Annotated in this window: 12 protein-coding genes, 2 pseudogenes and 1 riboswitch; of the genes and pseudogenes, 9 read left to right on the forward strand and 5 right to left on the reverse strand. The window is 62.7% G+C overall.

From position 1 onward, the window contains the following. Positions 1-690: 690 nt before the first annotated feature. The 3 genes from EN949_RS13545 (at position 691) to EN949_RS13555 (ending at position 4095) form a co-directional block, all read left to right on the forward strand. Positions 691-1905 (forward strand): cation:dicarboxylase symporter family transporter, encoded by a 1215-nt coding sequence (locus EN949_RS13545; protein WP_210326676.1) that lies wholly within the window; start codon positions 691-693, stop codon positions 1903-1905. 171 nt (positions 1906-2076) lie between these two features. Continuing rightward, on the forward strand, positions 2077-2361 hold the full coding sequence (locus EN949_RS36535) for a thioredoxin domain-containing protein (protein ID WP_224570942.1): 285 nt from the start codon (positions 2077-2079) through the stop codon (positions 2359-2361). A gap of 732 nt (positions 2362-3093) precedes the next feature. Then, on the forward strand, positions 3094-4095 hold the full coding sequence (locus EN949_RS13555) for a zincin-like metallopeptidase domain-containing protein (RefSeq protein WP_063169241.1): 1002 nt from the start codon (positions 3094-3096) through the stop codon (positions 4093-4095). 157 nt (positions 4096-4252) lie between these two features. Here EN949_RS13555 and groL read toward each other — a convergent pair whose 3' ends face one another. From groL to EN949_RS13570, 3 genes and pseudogenes are all read right to left on the reverse strand, one after another. Beyond that, the gene (gene groL, locus EN949_RS13560) at positions 4253-5908 is read right to left on the reverse strand and encodes a chaperonin GroEL (protein ID WP_127371708.1); all 1656 of its coding nucleotides are present in this window, start codon (positions 5906-5908) and stop codon (positions 4253-4255) included. Between the two features lie 65 nt (positions 5909-5973). Continuing rightward, positions 5974-6267, reverse strand: a pseudogene (gene groES / locus EN949_RS13565) (co-chaperone GroES); the annotation flags it as partial. Positions 6268-6431: 164 nt separating this feature from the next. Continuing rightward, entirely contained in the window at positions 6432-7229 is a 798-nt protein-coding gene (locus EN949_RS13570; protein WP_127366879.1) for a class I SAM-dependent methyltransferase, read from the reverse strand. Positions 7230-7344: 115 nt separating this feature from the next. On the opposite strand from EN949_RS13570, the gene EN949_RS13575 reads away from it, so the two are divergent. Further along, complete coding sequence (locus tag EN949_RS13575; protein ID WP_027163204.1) at positions 7345-8196, forward strand: hypothetical protein; 852 nt, start codon at positions 7345-7347, stop codon at positions 8194-8196. Between the two features lie 8 nt (positions 8197-8204). On the opposite strand, the gene EN949_RS13580 is transcribed toward EN949_RS13575, so the two are convergent. Then, positions 8205-8831 carry a TetR/AcrR family transcriptional regulator gene (locus EN949_RS13580; protein WP_164755256.1) on the reverse strand — a complete coding sequence of 209 codons (627 nt, stop codon included), beginning with the start codon at positions 8829-8831 and terminating at the stop codon, positions 8205-8207. A gap of 124 nt (positions 8832-8955) precedes the next feature. On the opposite strand from EN949_RS13580, the gene EN949_RS13585 reads away from it, so the two are divergent. The 3 genes from EN949_RS13585 to EN949_RS13595 are packed head-to-tail and all read left to right on the forward strand — an operon-like array spanning position 8956 to position 12571. Then, positions 8956-10143 carry an MFS transporter gene (locus EN949_RS13585; protein ID WP_024504860.1) on the forward strand — a complete coding sequence of 396 codons (1188 nt, stop codon included), beginning with the start codon at positions 8956-8958 and terminating at the stop codon, positions 10141-10143. Positions 10144-10154: 11 nt separating this feature from the next. Beyond that, positions 10155-11432 carry a D-arabinono-1,4-lactone oxidase gene (locus EN949_RS13590; RefSeq protein ID WP_127366880.1) on the forward strand — a complete coding sequence of 426 codons (1278 nt, stop codon included), beginning with the start codon at positions 10155-10157 and terminating at the stop codon, positions 11430-11432. Further along, positions 11432-12571 carry an alanine racemase gene (locus tag EN949_RS13595; RefSeq protein ID WP_164770012.1) on the forward strand — a complete coding sequence of 380 codons (1140 nt, stop codon included), beginning with the start codon at positions 11432-11434 and terminating at the stop codon, positions 12569-12571. Before EN949_RS13590 ends, EN949_RS13595 begins: the two co-directional genes overlap by 1 nt. A gap of 5 nt (positions 12572-12576) precedes the next feature. Here the strand turns inward: EN949_RS13595 and EN949_RS13600 are convergent, their stop codons facing one another. Continuing rightward, the gene (locus tag EN949_RS13600; protein WP_063170197.1) at positions 12577-13410 is read right to left on the reverse strand and encodes an AraC family transcriptional regulator; all 834 of its coding nucleotides are present in this window, start codon (positions 13408-13410) and stop codon (positions 12577-12579) included. 235 nt (positions 13411-13645) lie between these two features. Beyond that, positions 13646-13853, forward strand: a riboswitch (cobalamin riboswitch). 164 nt (positions 13854-14017) lie between these two features. Here EN949_RS13600 and EN949_RS13605 point away from each other — a divergent pair. Both EN949_RS13605 and EN949_RS13610 read left to right on the forward strand, forming a co-directional pair. Then, positions 14018-14806: an ABC transporter ATP-binding protein gene (locus EN949_RS13605; RefSeq protein WP_013532381.1), complete on the forward strand. Its 789-nt coding sequence runs from the start codon at positions 14018-14020 to the stop codon at positions 14804-14806. A 49-nt stretch (positions 14807-14855) separates the two neighbouring features. Then, positions 14856-15289, forward strand: a pseudogene (locus EN949_RS13610) (ABC transporter substrate-binding protein); the annotation flags it as partial.

Genomic DNA, 15289 nt, shown 5'->3' on the forward strand with positions numbered 1-15289 from the left:
AACGGGTGGTGATTGCAATGACACATACTGCTTGTTCACAGATGTCGGTCACGAACGATCATTCGTCGGGTTCCGGTTCCGACCAACGGTGTCGCCACCTGATCGTGCTGCGGTTCGAACCTTCCGAACGCGAGCCGAGCGCGCTATGAGGTTGGAGTCTAGGTCTCGGACCCTGCCTCGCGGCCTGCTCATCTTTGGCAGACCCGTTGCAACGCCGCCGCGATGGCGCAAACGCCAGATGACGCTGATCCATCGCTTGATCGTGAACTGAGCTTCTGAACACCATTGGGACAGCAGGGTGGAAGGGCTTGACCAACGCTGCCCCCGTTTTCCAAGAGGACCCGTCCTCGATTGAATCTTTCGAGCCCCGTGCAGCGCGCAGCCAAATGATGACCATCTGGACCCAGCTCGCAGACCGCAAGGCAAAGAGGGAACCTTCCAGGCAGCCAAGCTGCGTCGACGCAAAGAGCGGCCTTTGGAGTTCCCAGAATCGACCCTTCCATAGTTGCGACAGGCAACCACTGCACGAGTGTGGGAGAGCGAATCGCAAGCATTGCGTGAGGTCCTGCGCGTTTTCCCCTCTTGCTATTTGGCACATCGTTTGCGCCGAAGTGGGCGCAGCGTTCGACCGGAGCACTGCATGGGAGAGGGAGGAGCCCCACCCCGATCCGGTCAAGGAGAGAGACGGTGTTGGTTCCAAGAGTTCCCCGCGCGATCTTAGCGCCCCGCAAGCGCCATTTTGCCCGGACCTACGTGCAGGTACTTGCCGCCATAATCCTGGGTGCCGCAATCGGCTATTTCCATTTGGAGACCGGCCACAGCCTGAAGCCGCTCTGCGATGCCTTCGTCGATGTCGTCAAGATAATCACCGTACCTGTCATCTTCCTGACAATGGCGACCGGCATTGCCGGCATGAGCGATCTGCAGAAGGTCGGCCGAGTTGCCGCCAAGGCGATGGTTTATTTCCTTACCTTCTCGACGCTAGCACTCCTTGTCGGGCTGATTGTCGCGAATATCGTTCAGCCTGGCGCCGGCCTCAACATCGATCCGGCCTCGCTCGATGTCGAAGCCGTTAAGGGCTATGTGGCCACGGCTCACGAGCAGTCCGTGACCAGCTTCCTGATGAACATCATCCCGTCAACGATTGCCAGTGCCTTCGCGGAAGGCGACATCCTGCAAGTCTTGTTCCTCTCGGTCCTGTTCCTCTCGATCCTGTTCGGCGCGGTCTGCCGCTACAACGGCCGCTCGCTCTTCTCTCTCGTCCGATACATCAAGGACGAGCTGCTGCTCGCAATGTCCTCCTCAGAGGCCGCGCTGGCCTCGCTCATGGAGAAGATGGAAAAGGCCGGCGCCACGCATTCGGTCGTGGGTCTCATTCCATTCAATCTGGACGGCACGAATATGATGCTCGCCGCCCTTTTCATCGCCCAAGCGACGAAAACTGATCTCCCGATCGGCTGCCGGATCCTCATGCTGTTTGTCGCATTGTTCCCTTCGAACGGAACAACCCGCATTACCGGTGCAGGCCTCGTCACAATGGCTGCAACGCTCTTTCTTGTTCCGGCCGCACCGGTCACCTCCGTGGGGCTTATTCTTGGCGTCGATCAGCTTATGTCCGAATGCCACGCGCTGACGGTTTTTCTCCGCAGCGTAGCGGCAACGCTGGCTGTCACCCGGTCCGGGGCGAGCGGGATAAACGACGATTCGGGGAGCGCCTCACTAGCGGACCGTTCAGCGCTCTGGCGGTGGACGGTCAAGTCGCCCGGCGTGGTGAACACAATTCCCCGTGCGAACGACGCTCAGCTATTGGGGTGGACCCGATGGCGCAAAGCCGTATTTGAGAAACCGCCAGATCGCACCGGCACCTGTGCGCCTGTAGCAACTGCGGGGCACGATCAAAACTGACCCATTTTACACCAAAAAGGCGGCCGTTGCTGCCACGCCGTCCATGGATTGGAGACTCATGTCTAAGCCGACTGCCATCACTGTCGCAGCTCTTCTTTTACTCCTCGCCTTGCTGGCGAGCCAATATAGCGCGAACCTGCACCGGCAGGCGTGGTCGACCGACAGGCAAAAGTGGAGCGGCGCATTCGACAACGATCTCCTTCGCCAATCGCCGGCAACCCGCAAGGCGATGCCGTTCTGGTCATATTCAATGACTACCACAACTGTCCGCATTGCAGACTGGCTGATATCAACTACCAAAAAGCCTTCAAGCATGAGCCCAATCTGAAGCTTGTGATCAAACAGTTCCCGGTCCTGGGACCGGATTCCCAATTCCCAGCCTTCGCCGCACTCGCCTCGAGAAAACAGGGAAAGTTCGACGAATTCCACCGCGCCCTTATGATTTCCCCCAGTTGAAGGGTCACTCTCAAGATCGCAGCGCGTGTAGGCCTTGACGTTGAGCAGCTCAAGCGGGAATGCAAGATCCGGCCATCGCAGATGAAATGCGCGCGTCCGCGCACTCGCGAAAGGTCTGCACTTAGACGGTACGCCCGCGTTGGTGGTCGGCGATATAGTGGTCGCCGACCTTGTGGACATGGCCAGCTTGCAACGCTTGCATCGCCGATGCGCGCTCAAAGCGTGCTGGCTCTCGTGCGGGGCAGCATCTGTAGACCGGCCACGCTGTTGTTGCCGGAGCGTGCCGTTTGTGGCAGCTGGCTTTGCTGTCGCTCCTCGTAATCTTGTTGCGGTCATCCAGCTGCCGTGGGCGCCAACAACAATCCTGAGCGCCCGCGCCTGAAGTCGCTGGCCGGGTGCTCGTGAACCGAGCCCGCTTTTCTTCGGCAAGCTCAGGCGGTCTTGGCCCTGCGGCATCGCCCCCTGGCGCGGGGCAGCCTTCGGCTGCTGACGGTCGCCGGCCTGTCGGCCGGCGTCTTTCTATTGTGGCCTTCCCCCTGGCGCAGGGTGGGCAGCACTCCCTTCTAGGCCCGCCGCGGCGTCCCGCAACCCTTCGCTTGTCGCTTTCGGGTCCTCCACTCCGTTCCGGTCCTGCTGATGCAGTCCGCCTCCGACGGCGGGCCTTTCCGGTCGCTTTTGCCGCCCACCCCGCTTCCGGGGAGGGCGCGCGATTGTAGAGCGGAGGACATCACGATGCGTGCAAACAACAAACGTTGCGGCAGCCGACAGGCTGGCGCAGACAGCGGCGGGCGCACCGGCGCCAGCCTTTATCAGGAAATCACCGACCGCATCATTGCCGAACTGGAGCGCGGCACCGTGCCATGGGTCAAGCCGTGGGGCAGGGCAAGGACAGGCCTCGGCCTGCCGCGGAATGCGGCCACCCAGCGCCGATATTCCGGCATCAATATCCTGATCCTGTGGGGCGCGGTCATCGAGCGCGGTTTCCCCAGCCAGAACTGGCTCACCTTCCGGCAGGCGCTTTCGCTTGGCGGCAATGTCAGGAAGGGCGAGCACGGCACCACCATCGTTCACGCTGACCGCTTTGTTCCCAAGAACGAAAAGCAACGCGCCGACACCGATGGCGACGAACCGCAGGCGGTGCCCTTCCTGAAGCGCTTCACCGTCTTCAATGTCGCGCAGTGCGATAATCTGCCCGAACATCTTTACGCCGCCGGCGAGCCTCTGCCTGAGCGCGAGATGGTCCCGCAGGCCGAGGCGCTCATTCATGCAACCGGCGCTGATTTTCGCGTCGGCGGCGAGCGCGCCTTCTACATGCCCGGCAGCGACACCATACAGGTGCCGCCGCAGCCGGCTTTCTTCCACCAGATCGACTATTACCGGACCTGCTTTCACGAGCTTGGCCACTGGACCGGCCACCCGAGGCGACTCGCGCGCGACCTGTCCGGCTCCTTCGGGTCCAACACCTATGCGCGCGAGGAACTGGTCGCCGAAATCGCATCAGCCTTCATCTGCAGCAGTCTCGGCATCGAGCCGACCGTGCGCCATGCCGACTACATCGGCTCATGGCTGACGGTTTTGCGCGAGGACAACCGCGCCATCTTCCGCGCCGCAAGCCATGCCTCGAAAGCCGCCGATTTCCTGCTTGGCCGCAATGTCGATGTCGAAGGCGAGGCACATGCCGAAACCGCCTATGGGAGCGCGCAATCCTCACACGCGACCGCCTTGCGCCTCTGATGACGCAAAGCCGCGCGCAACCAACTCGACAGTTCTTTTGAGGTTGCCCTAACGCCGATGGCCGGCGTTGGCGTCGATCGTTCATCGGACCGAGGTTCGCAAAAAAAGAGGGCGGCATTGATGCCGCCCTCTCGTTGCGAAAGCTGCCAGAGCTGGATTAGAAATCCATGCCGCCCATGCCGCCCATGCCGCCGCCGCCCATGCCGCCAGGCATGCCGCCGCCAGCCGACTCCTTCTTCGGAGCCTCCGCGATCATGGCTTCGGTGGTGACCAGCAGGCCGGCGACCGAGGCCGCGTCCTGAAGAGCCGTACGGACAACCTTGACCGGATCGACGATACCCATGGCGATCATGTCGCCATACTCGCCGGTCTGGGCGTTGTAGCCGAAGGTCGCGCCCTTGTTCTCAAGGATCTTGCCGGCAACGATCGATGCTTCCGCACCGGCGTTGGCCGCGATCTGGCGGGCCGGAGCCTGCAGCGCACGACGAACGATGTTGATGCCGGCGGCCTGGTCGGCATTGACGCCGGTGGCCTTGATGTTGGCCGAAGCGCGCAGCAGCGCGACGCCGCCACCAGCAACGATGCCTTCTTCGACGGCCGCGCGGGTCGCGTTGAGGGCGTCATCGACGCGGTCCTTCTTTTCCTTGACTTCGACTTCCGTCGCACCGCCGACGCGGATCACCGCAACGCCGCCCGCGAGCTTCGCCAGACGTTCCTGCAGCTTCTCCTTGTCGTAGTCCGAAGTGGTCTTTTCGATCTGCTGCTTGATCTGGGCAACGCGGCCCTGGATCTCGGCCTTCTTGCCGGCGCCGTCGACGATGGTGGTGTTCTCCTTGGAGATCGACACCTTCTTGGCGCGGCCGAGCATGTTGAGGCCGACGTTCTCGAGCTTGATGCCGAGGTCTTCCGAGATGACCTGGCCACCGGTGAGGATGGCGATGTCTTCCAGCATGGCCTTGCGGCGATCACCGAAGCCCGGCGCCTTGACGGCGGCGATCTTCAGGCCGCCACGCAGCTTGTTGACGACCAGCGTGGCCAGAGCCTCGCCTTCGACGTCTTCCGAGATGATGAGCAGCGGCTTCGAGGTCTGCACGACGGCTTCGAGAACCGGCAGCATGGCCTGGAGGTTGGACAGCTTCTTCTCGTGCAGGAGGATGTAGACGTCCTCGAGTTCGGCAACCATCTTGTCGGCGTTGGTGACGAAGTAGGGCGAGAGGTAGCCGCGGTCGAACTGCATGCCTTCGACGACTTCGAGTTCGGTCTCGGCGGTCTTGGCTTCTTCAACCGTGATGACGCCTTCGTTGCCGACCTTCTGCATCGCTTCCGCGATCATCTTGCCGACCGACTCGTCGCCATTGGCCGAGATCGTGCCGACCTGGGCAACTTCCTCGGAGGTCTTGATCTTCTTGGCAGCCTTGCCGAGCGCCGAGACGACTTCGGTCACGGCCAGATCGATGCCGCGCTTCAGGTCCATCGGGTTCATGCCGGCGGCAACGGCCTTGTGGCCTTCCTGGACGATCGACTGCGCCAGAACGGTCGCGGTCGTGGTGCCGTCGCCGGCAATGTCGTTGGTCTTCGAAGCAACTTCGCGGACCATCTGCGCGCCCATGTTCTCGAACTTGTCTTCAAGCTCGATTTCCTTGGCGACGGTGACGCCGTCCTTGGTGATGCGCGGGGCGCCGAACGACTTGTCGATGACGACGTTGCGGCCCTTGGGGCCGAGCGTGACCTTCACCGCGTCAGCGAGGATGTTGACACCGCGCAGCATGCGCTCGCGGGCATCGCGGGAGAATTTTACGTCTTTGGCAGCCATTTTTAGCTCCTGGCAGGGGCTTCAATCGAGCCCGGGAATTCAGTTGACGAAAGGGCCTGATATGAGCCGATGATGCCCATGATGTCGGATTCCTTCATGATCAGAAGGTCTTCGCCATTGAGCTTGACTTCGGTGCCCGACCACTTGCCGAACAGGATGCGGTCGCCGGCCTTGACGTCCAGCGGGACCAGCTTGCCAGCTTCGTCACGAGCGCCGGAGCCGACAGCGATGATCTCGCCTTCCTGCGGCTTTTCCTTTGCCGTGTCGGGGATGATGATCCCGCCAGCGGTCTTGGATTCGGATTCGACCCGGCGAACGACCACGCGGTCATGAAGCGGGCGGAACTTCGACTTTGCCATTTTTTCTTCCTCGATGAGAACGGTGAGAAACAGTTCCTCCATCCGGCGGCGCCGGACATGTGGTTAGCACTCACCAAAGGCGAGTGCTAACGTGGCGCTGAAATAGGCTGGCGGCGCGCCGGAGTCAAGGCGCTCGGAGCGCCTCTTGGCGCATGATGATGAACTTACCGGTGCCTCGCCGAACCGAGCACCAGAAGCGGGCACCGTTCCGCCAGCGGATAGCTTCCGCTCGGCACGACGCGCACGTCGCCGAACCAGTTGGCTGCCTCGTTGGTCAGCGTGGCCAGCATCGCGAAGCTGTAGCTTATGTCCGAGCCTGCATAGACGTCGATCGTGTTGATCGAGCTCATGCTCCATCCTGTTCGCGCGGCAAGAGCTTCGCGGTCCGGAAACAGTCTGCCGAATGCATCGCGGATCGTTGCCACCTTGATGGTAAAATCGCGGTCGTCGGTCGTACACGCCATCGCAATCCGCCATTTGAGCGCGTGGAAATTCTCGATCCCGCCGGCCAGAACCAGAGCTTCGATGCCGCACAGATCGTCCGCCGTTTCCGGTCGTGCGAAGACACGGATCGCTGCGCGCCTGCCAGGCTTCAGCACCCTGGCGACCTCGCCAAACAACGAACTGCGCGCCGCCTGGGAAGCGACCGCCGACAGGCATCCGTCGCCGATGACGGCGTCGATGCTTGCGCGGTCCACGGGCAGGTTAAGCCAGTTGCCGGCGATTGCCCGTCGCGAGCCGTCGTCGCCAGCCCATACGCCGGAAATCATGGCCGCCGACTGGTCGACCGCCAACATCGACTTGCCCAGAACTGCCAATTCCGGGGTAACCCCCAAGAGAAGGACATCGGCATTTCCGAGATCAAGTTCGCGATCGAATATAGCGACGGTTTCCGCTGTCGGCCGGAGCGGCGCTTCCAGAAGTTTCCAATGGCGGTGGTAATCGTCCCAATGATTTGTCATGCAATTCCATTGGCCCCCTGCACGCCTGGATTTTGGATATCACCGGGGCTTAATAGAGGTCGTTGGACAAGCCAAGAGATTTCAAGGCATCTACAGACAGTCCAGGAGGTGGATAGTGGCGCGTATCGCCGTGATAACGCATGAGCATGACAGGTTCCTGGGCAGGCGCGATATTCTGCTGCGCAGGAGCAGCCCATACATGCTGTTCGACATTCTTGCGGAATTGAAAAGGCGCGGCCATTCGGTTCGGGTTCAGCAAGGCCTGTCGAAGCCGGTCAGCGCCGATATGGCGGTATTGCATGTCGATGCCACGGTGACGCCCACGGACTATGTCGACTATGCCCGGAGTTTTGCATTCTGCCTCAACATCGGCGCCGCCGACATATCCAAACGGCGGATCAGTGGTGCATTGATCGACAAAACCGACAGCTGGCAAGGTCAGGTGATCGTCAAAAGCAATCTCAACAATCGGGGAATTCCGGAGACGCTCCTCAACCGGCGATCCGAGCGCGCGGGCAAACAGCCGCCGTTTCCGCATTTGCCAATCTTGCACCCCTATGAGATCCACGGATCTCTCGGCGACGTTCCAGACGGCGTCTTTGATTGCGACGATCTCGTCGTGGAAAAGTTCATTCCGGAGAGAGAACCCGACGGTTTTGCTGTTCGTTTCTGGGTGTTTTGCGGAGAGCGCGAGCGCTGCACCCGCTACGTCTCGCCGAACGGCCTGGTCAAGGCATCGGAGACGATCCGGCGCGAGCCCGTCCCGGTGCCCGACGAATTGCGTGAGCGTCGGCGTGAACTCGGCTTCGACTATGGAAAATTCGATTTCGTCATGCATGAGGGCAGGGCCATCCTCCTCGATGCGAACAAGACTCCCGGCCGTCCGCAAAACCTCGTCAAGATGTTCGCGGCCGGCGCTTCGGATCTGACACACGGCTTCGAGGGCCTCGTCCATCGGGCGAAATAGGCGCGGCTCTAGAGAAACAGCCGCAGCTGCGTGTGAATGATAGACCGGTAATCCTCGATGGTCCGGCGGCTTTCCGCCTCGTCCTCGGCGAGCGCCAGGCGCACCACACCGCCGGCGAGCTGGAAGATCAGCAGAACCATGCGTTCGAACTGCTCGCGCTTTTCCGGCTCGATCAGGGCGATGACATGGTCGCAGAACATTTTGGCTTGGTGCCGCGTTTCGGCGAGGTCGAGGTTCTTGAGCGCCTTGTCGGCCTGGATGGCGTTCTGCAGATCCTGGATGGCCGGATCGCCGGCGACACGGCTGAGATAATCATCGAGCAGCCGGTCGGCGGCCACGATGACATCTTTCGCCTCGTGAATTTCGGCGATGATCGTCGTCAGCCGTGCCCGGCTGACCTCTGAAAACCGCTCATAGAGCATCGCCAGGATCGCCGATTTGTTTGGAAAATAGTGGTAGACGGTGGCGATCGGCCCGCCCGCCAGCATGCCGACCTCCTTCATGGTGACGGCGTCGATACCCTTTTCCCCGATCAGCCGCATGGTCGTCGACAGGATCGCGTCGATGCGCTCGCGGCTGCGTTCCTGCTTGGGCCTGCGCCTCGGCTCGGTCGCCATTCTCTTCAATTCCGTCATGCACCGATCTTTCGCACGGTTTTTAGATTCCGGTTGACAAGAAATATGATCAAGTATCAGTTTCTGAAATGCTGACAGGTTGTCAGCTTTTTTGCCGCGCGGCAAGGACGTTGGGGAGGCGCCTTTGGCTTCGACAGATACCGGCCACGCAGGCAGTGGCGACTGGCTGGTCGGCAATCCGACCGGCTGGCAGCTCGCCTCGGCCCTGTGGATCGGTTCGGTCGGCCTGCTCATCCTCGGCCTGCAGCCGGTGCTGCTCGGAGCTCTCTACACCGAAGGCCATGTCAGCGGCGACGAACTGGCGCTGGTCGCCACCGCCGAGATGATCGCCATTGCCATCGGTTCGGCCGTCGTGGCGATGCTGCTTTCGGCCCACAATATGCGCTGGAAAAGTGCCGTCCTTCTGCTGCTCCTGGCGCTGGCCAATGTGTGGACGGCCTATGCCGCGAGCGCCAACATGCTGATTGCGGCCCGCGCCCTTGCCGGGCTCGCCGAGGGCGGTCTGGTCGCCATCGCCACCGAACTGATCGCCCGCTCGCGGCGTGCCGAGCGCATCGGCGGCTATTTCGTCACCATGCAGACGCTGGCGCAATGCGCGCTCGCCCTGTTGCTGGCGCTCTATGTCATCCCGGCCGCAGGGTCGGCGGGTGGCTTCATCGTTCTTGCCGTCGTCTGCGTCGTGTCGCTGGCGGTCGCTTTCACTGTCCCAGGTGACTATGCCGACCTGCCCAAGGAAGAGAATCTGGCCAATGTGCTGACGGTTCCCTCGATGACCGCGCTGCTGTCGGTCTTCTGCTACTTCATGTTCTTCGGCGCGGTCTGGGCTTTCCTGGAGCCGCTAGGCGCGCAATACGGCATCGATGGCCGCACCGTCGGCCTGATCGTCTCGGCCAGCCTCGCGGTGCAGGTCCTGGGGGCGATGACGGCGACCGCGTTCGAGGCGCGCATCGATTATCGCCTTGCCATCGCGGCGATCGGCGTCGTGGCGCTTGTCAGTTCCCTGGTTCTTGCCAGCAGCCCCGGCCTGACGACGTTCTGGGTCGCTGCCCTGGCCATGGGCTTTATCCTGCTGTTCATCGTGCCCTACCAGATCCGTCTGGCGATCACCGCCGACGAGACGCGCACCGCCGTGCTGCTGGTGCCGGCAGCCCAACTGTTCGGCCTGGCGATCGGGCCGATTGCGGCGTCGCTGCTCATCGACGGCAAGGATTTCCGGCCGGTGCCGGAATTCGCCGCCGCCAGCGCGGTGGCAAGCGTGGCGCTGCTCGGTCTCTTCGTTCTTGTGTCACGTCGCCGTCGTGCGGTTGCCTGAGCGGGGAGCGCATGTCGAACACCTGGAGCAACTGGTCGGGCTTCGTAAGTGCCGAGCCCAAGCTGATCGCCAGCCCCGGCGATGTCGGTGAACTCGGTGATCTCGTCCGGACCGCGCCTGGCCCGGTGCGCGTGGCCGGCGCCGGTCATTCCTTCACACCGCTGGTGAAATCGCAGGGCACGATCCTGTCCCTGGAGAGACTGGAAGGGCTGGTCTCGCACGACGCGCAAAAACATCAGGCGCGGGTGCGGGCAGGGACCCGGCTCGGCGCGCTCATGCACATCCTGCAAGGCATTGGCCAGGGCCTGCCCAACATGGGCGACATCGACCGTCAGGCGATCGGCGGCGCGCTGGGCACAGCCACGCACGGCTCTGGGCCGACGCTCGGCGCCTATCACACGCAGCTGGAGACGGTGCAGATCGTCGACGGGCTTGGCAAGGTCCGCGACTTCAAGCGGGCAGGGGATCGGGACATGATCCACGCCATCGGTGTCGCGCTCGGCGCTTTCGGCGTGCTCACCGAAGTGACGCTGAACAACATCGCGACCTACCGGTTGCGCCGCCGCAAATATGTGCTGCCGATCACCGAGATGCTGCGTGATTTCGAGGCGATGATGGCCGCGCATCGCTCGGCCGAATTCTACTACATTCCGTTTTCCGGCTATGCGCAGTTCATCGCCAGCGATTTCAGCGATGCCGCACCCACCACGCGGCCGCCGGAAGAGGACGAGGCGGGTTTGAGGACACTGCGCAGGCTGCGCACTTCACTTGCCTGGCTGCCATCGCTGCGTGGCCGCCTGATCCGATCGGCGGCCGCCAAGTTTCCCGCCGAGGACTACGTGCAGGACTGGCTCAACGTCTATGCTAGCGACCGGCAGACCAAGTTCAACGAGATGGAATATCATTTGCCGTTCGAGGAAGGGCCGAAGGCGCTGGCCGAGATCATCGAGCTGACCGAGAAGCGCTTTCCCGAGGTCTATTTCCCGATGGAGGTGCGCTCGGTCGCGCCGGACCAGTTCTGGCTTTCGCCATTCTACAACAGGCTGACCTGCTCCATCGCCATCCACCACGATGCCGCGAACGATCCTTTGCCGTTCATGCGGGCGGCAGAGCCGATCTTCCGCAGACATGGCGGCCGGCCGCATTGGGGCAAGATGCACAGCCTGAAAGCGGCGGAGCTGAAAAAGCTCTACCCGCGCTGGGATGATGCCATGGCGGTGCGCCGCGACATCGATCCGGAAAACCGCTTCGTGTCGCCCTACATGGCCGGCCTGTTCGGCATCGAATGATGAGCACCTATTTTTCCACCCTCTCGGATGCGCTGAAGACCGCCGGCATCTTCCGACCCTGCCTGCTGCTCGACCGCGATCGGCTGGACGGAAACATTGCCCTGGTAAAAGGGAGGCTGGATCCCGGCCTGGCCGTGCGGCTGGTCGACAAATCGCTCGCCTGCCTGCCGCTGCTTGCGCATATAGGCAAGGCGCTTCGCCATGAGCGCTTCATGACCTTCCACCCGCCGATCAGCGAGGCGGTGCTGAAGGCGTTTCCGGATGCCGATCTGCTCTACGGCAAGCCGATGCCGATCGGTGCGGCAAGGGCTGCGCTGGTGAAGGGTGATGCCGACTGGTCGCGTGTCTGCTGGCTGATCGACAGCGAGGAGAGACTGGCGGAATACGGTGCTCTCGCTGACGAACTCGGCATCGGCCTGCGCATCGCTTTCGAGATCGATGTCGGGCTGCATCGCGGCGGCTTTGCTGATCCCGCGGCCTTGTCGAAGGCGTTGAGCGCGTTGCCGGTCCGGCTGCATTGCGAAGGCGTCATGGCCTACGAGGCGCATGCGCCGCTCATTCCCGGCCTTTTCGGCGGACCGGCAAAGGCATTGGCGGAGGCGTCGGCGCAGGCTGCGGCGTTCGTCGCCTGTCTCGGCGCCGACCACCGCCGTATCCTCAACATCGGCGGCAGCAAGACCGCGCTGCTTCATCGTGGCGGCGCGGCCAATGAAGTGTCGATGGGCTCGGCCTTCGTGCTGCCCAGCGACTTCGATACGCCAGGCCTAGAAGGCTTCCAGCCGGCGGCCTTCATTGCCACGCCGATCCTGAAAGTGGTCGAGCCGATGCTGCCTGGCCCGCCGGCCGTCACCCGCCTGCTGCAGGCGCTCGGCCGGTTTCCGCGCAAGGGCTGCTATCTCTATGGCGGCAAGTGGATGGCCGAGCCGGTCTTCCCCCAAGGCATGAAGACGAACGGCCTGCTCGGCCTGTCCTCCAACCAGCAATTCATGGGCTTGCCCGCCGATGCGGCCGCAAGGCCAGGCGACTACGCGTTTCTAAGGCCGACGCAGAGCGAGGCCGTGCTGCAGCAATTCGGGTCGATCGCCGTGTTTTCCGGCGGAAAGGTCATCGATCGCTGGCCGGCGCTGCCGATGGCGTGATCGAGCTACGCCTTCACCGGTACCCAGATCTCCAGCCCGCCATTGCCGCTGTGGGCATCGAACTCCGGTCCATAGCGCTCGAATTCCGGTGCATCCGCGATTTCGTGACCGGAGTCGGGCAGCCAACTGTTCCAGATCGTGTTGATCGTCCGGCGGATGGATGAGATGTGCTCGCGGTGCGAGAACACCGCATATTTCTGCGCCGGCACCCGCACCCGATAGAAGTCCTTCGGCAGATCCGCAAAGCCGGACACTTCGACGCCGACGACATAGTCGAAATTGCCCGCGTCGTCGCCGTTAAGGCAGACGCCGTAGAAAACGCCTGAGATCTCGCCGGGGATGTTGCCGATATAGGGTGCAAAACGCTGCCACTGCATCGGAATCCCGGCGCTGGTTTCGCAGCTGTAGCGTTCGCCGAGGCCGGCGATCAGGAACGGCCGGCTGGTCTCGAAGCGCGGTGGTTCGAGATTGGTGAGGAAGGACTGGTCCATCAGGATCGGCTCCACGAGGTCGAGGTTGTTGGTCGAGCCTTGCGCGCGCACCAGTTCCGGCGTGGTGCCGAACTGATCGCGGAAGGCACGGGTGAACGCCTCATGCGAGTTGTAGCCGGCGTCGAGCGCGACGACGAGGATGTCGGGCGCTCCGCCGGCCAGCTTGCGCGCCGCCTCGGTCAGCCGGCGTGAGCGCATGTAACCCATCACCGAGCGGCCGGTTGCGGCGCCGAAGGCGCGCGTCACATGAAAACGCGACACGCCGCTGCTTTGCGCGACATCGTCAAGCGAGATCGCCTCCGGCAGATGGCTCTCGACGAACCACAGCGCTTTCTCGGTCGGGTTCATGGGGCTCCTTTTCGCATTGGCCGGATCATCTTGGCGTTTCCTGGCGCGGCCAGTTTGATCGAAATTGCGCATTCCGTGCAATCTGCGCCGATCCCATGGGCTTTCGCTTGACAGCGGGCCGCGTCATCTCCTAAGAATGTTATGTTATTACATAAAGTGAGCGTGCAATGCCTGTTTCCCTTAGCTGGCCCACCACTTCGTCCGAGAAATCCATTGCGAAGCGTTTGGTGGAAATCTACGCTGAAGTGGTGATGGTCCCCGAGCCGAAAGGCGAGGGGTGAAAAGGGAACACGGTGAGGCCTGTTCAGGTCGAGGCCGTGGCTGCCCCCGCAACTGTAAGCGGCGAGCAAAATCCGTGAATGCCACTGGCCGGCAAGGCTGGGAAGGCAGGATGGCGCAACGACCCGCGAGCCAGGAGACCTGCCATCACTGAGTTGACCGGACGGGGTGTGCCGGGAGGAAACGCGAATCCCGGCCTTGTCGGCCGGTTCGCCAGCTTCCTTCCGTCGCCAGTTTTGGAAAGTGACGGAAAGTTGGACGGCTCCATCGATCATCGCATCACCATGCGCACACTTTGCCGTCCCCGCAATCCGGCGGGCTGCAGCCGATGAGCGCAGCGCTTCTCGAAGCCCATGACCTCTGTGCCATGGCGAATGGGCGGAATCTGGTCCAGGCGGTCAGCTTCTCGGTGGCCGCTGGCGATCGCCTTGCCATCATCGGTCCCAACGGCGCCGGCAAGACGACGCTGCTGCGCATGCTGTCGGGCATGCTGCGGCCAAGTTCCGGCGAGGTGAAGCTTGGCGGACGCGGGCTGGACAGGATTTCGGCCGCCGAGCGGGCGCTGCATATCGCCGTTGTCGGCCAGACCGACCAGCCCGATCCGCGGCTGGCGGTGATCGATTATGTCGAGCTTGGCCGGGTCCCGCACGCCGGGCTGCGGCGCAGGCGCGAGGAACGCGATATCGCCGTCGAGGCGCTGCGCCGGACCGGCCTGCTGCCGCTGCTTGGCCGCACCGTCGGCTCGCTGTCGGGCGGCGAGCGCCAGCGCGCCCAACTGGCGCGCGCCATCGCCCAGCAGCCCAAAATCCTGTTCCTCGACGAACCGACCAACCATCTGGACCCGCGCGCCCGCGGCGAACTGCTCGACCTCGTGGCAGGCTTTGAGATGACGGTGATCGCGGTGCTGCACGATCTGGCGCTGGTAGCACCCTTCGCCACCAGGGTGGCGGTGATGAACCATGCCCGTCTGCAAGCGCTCGCCGCACCGCGCGAAGCGCTGGCCCAACAGCTGATCCGCGAGATTTTCGGCATCGATGTGCTGCGCCTGCGCCATCCAACCGAGGATCGAGAGTTGACGGTGTTCGAGGTTCCGAACCGTGCCGCGCCGCCGTCGTGATTGAAGCCGTTCCATAGTCGACCCGATCCCACCCACAAGGAGCATACCCGTGAAACGCCTCGCTTTTTCGCTTGCCGTCTCGCTGCTGACCTCGACCGCCTTCGCCTTCCCGGTAACCGTCGACAGCTGCGGCAAGCCGCTGACCTTCGACGCGCCGCCGAAGCGCGCTGTCATCCACGATCTGAACATGGCTGAGATGGCTTTCGCGCTGAAATTGCAGCCGTCAATGGTCGGCCTGACGGGCATCACCGGATGGTACAAGGTCGGTTCCGAATTCAAGGCAGAGCAGGGTTCGATCCCGGAGCTGGCGCCGAAATATCCGACGCTCGAAAACCTCGTGGCCGTGGAGCCGGATTTCTTCTTCGCCGGCTGGTACTACGGCATGAAGCCGGGTGGCGAGGTGACGCCCGACACGCTTGCCCCGCACGGCATCAAGACGCTGGTTCTGACGGAAAGCTGCGTCCATCTCGACAAGAGCCGCCC

The sequence above is a fragment of the Mesorhizobium sp. M7A.F.Ca.US.007.01.2.1 genome (assembly GCF_003998165.1).
GTDB lineage: Bacteria > Pseudomonadota > Alphaproteobacteria > Rhizobiales > Rhizobiaceae > Mesorhizobium > Mesorhizobium ciceri.

Bases quoted from the DNA above. Each gene is read 5' to 3' on its own strand.
- EN949_RS13555 (WP_063169241.1), top strand. From the start codon at position 3,094: ATGCGTGCAAACAACAAACGTTGCGGCAGCCGACAGGCTGGCGCAGAC.
- groL (WP_127371708.1), bottom strand. From the start codon at position 5,908: ATGGCTGCCAAAGACGTAAAATTCTCCCGCGATGCCCGCGAGCGCATG.
- EN949_RS13570 (WP_127366879.1), bottom strand. From the start codon at position 7,229: ATGACAAATCATTGGGACGATTACCACCGCCATTGGAAACTTCTGGAA.
- EN949_RS13580 (WP_164755256.1), bottom strand. From the start codon at position 8,831: ATGACGGAATTGAAGAGAATGGCGACCGAGCCGAGGCGCAGGCCCAAG.
- EN949_RS13590 (WP_127366880.1), top strand. From the start codon at position 10,155: ATGTCGAACACCTGGAGCAACTGGTCGGGCTTCGTAAGTGCCGAGCCC.
- EN949_RS13595 (WP_164770012.1), top strand. From the start codon at position 11,432: ATGAGCACCTATTTTTCCACCCTCTCGGATGCGCTGAAGACCGCCGGC.
- EN949_RS13600 (WP_063170197.1), bottom strand. From the start codon at position 13,410: ATGAACCCGACCGAGAAAGCGCTGTGGTTCGTCGAGAGCCATCTGCCG.
- EN949_RS13605 (WP_013532381.1), top strand. From the start codon at position 14,018: ATGAGCGCAGCGCTTCTCGAAGCCCATGACCTCTGTGCCATGGCGAAT.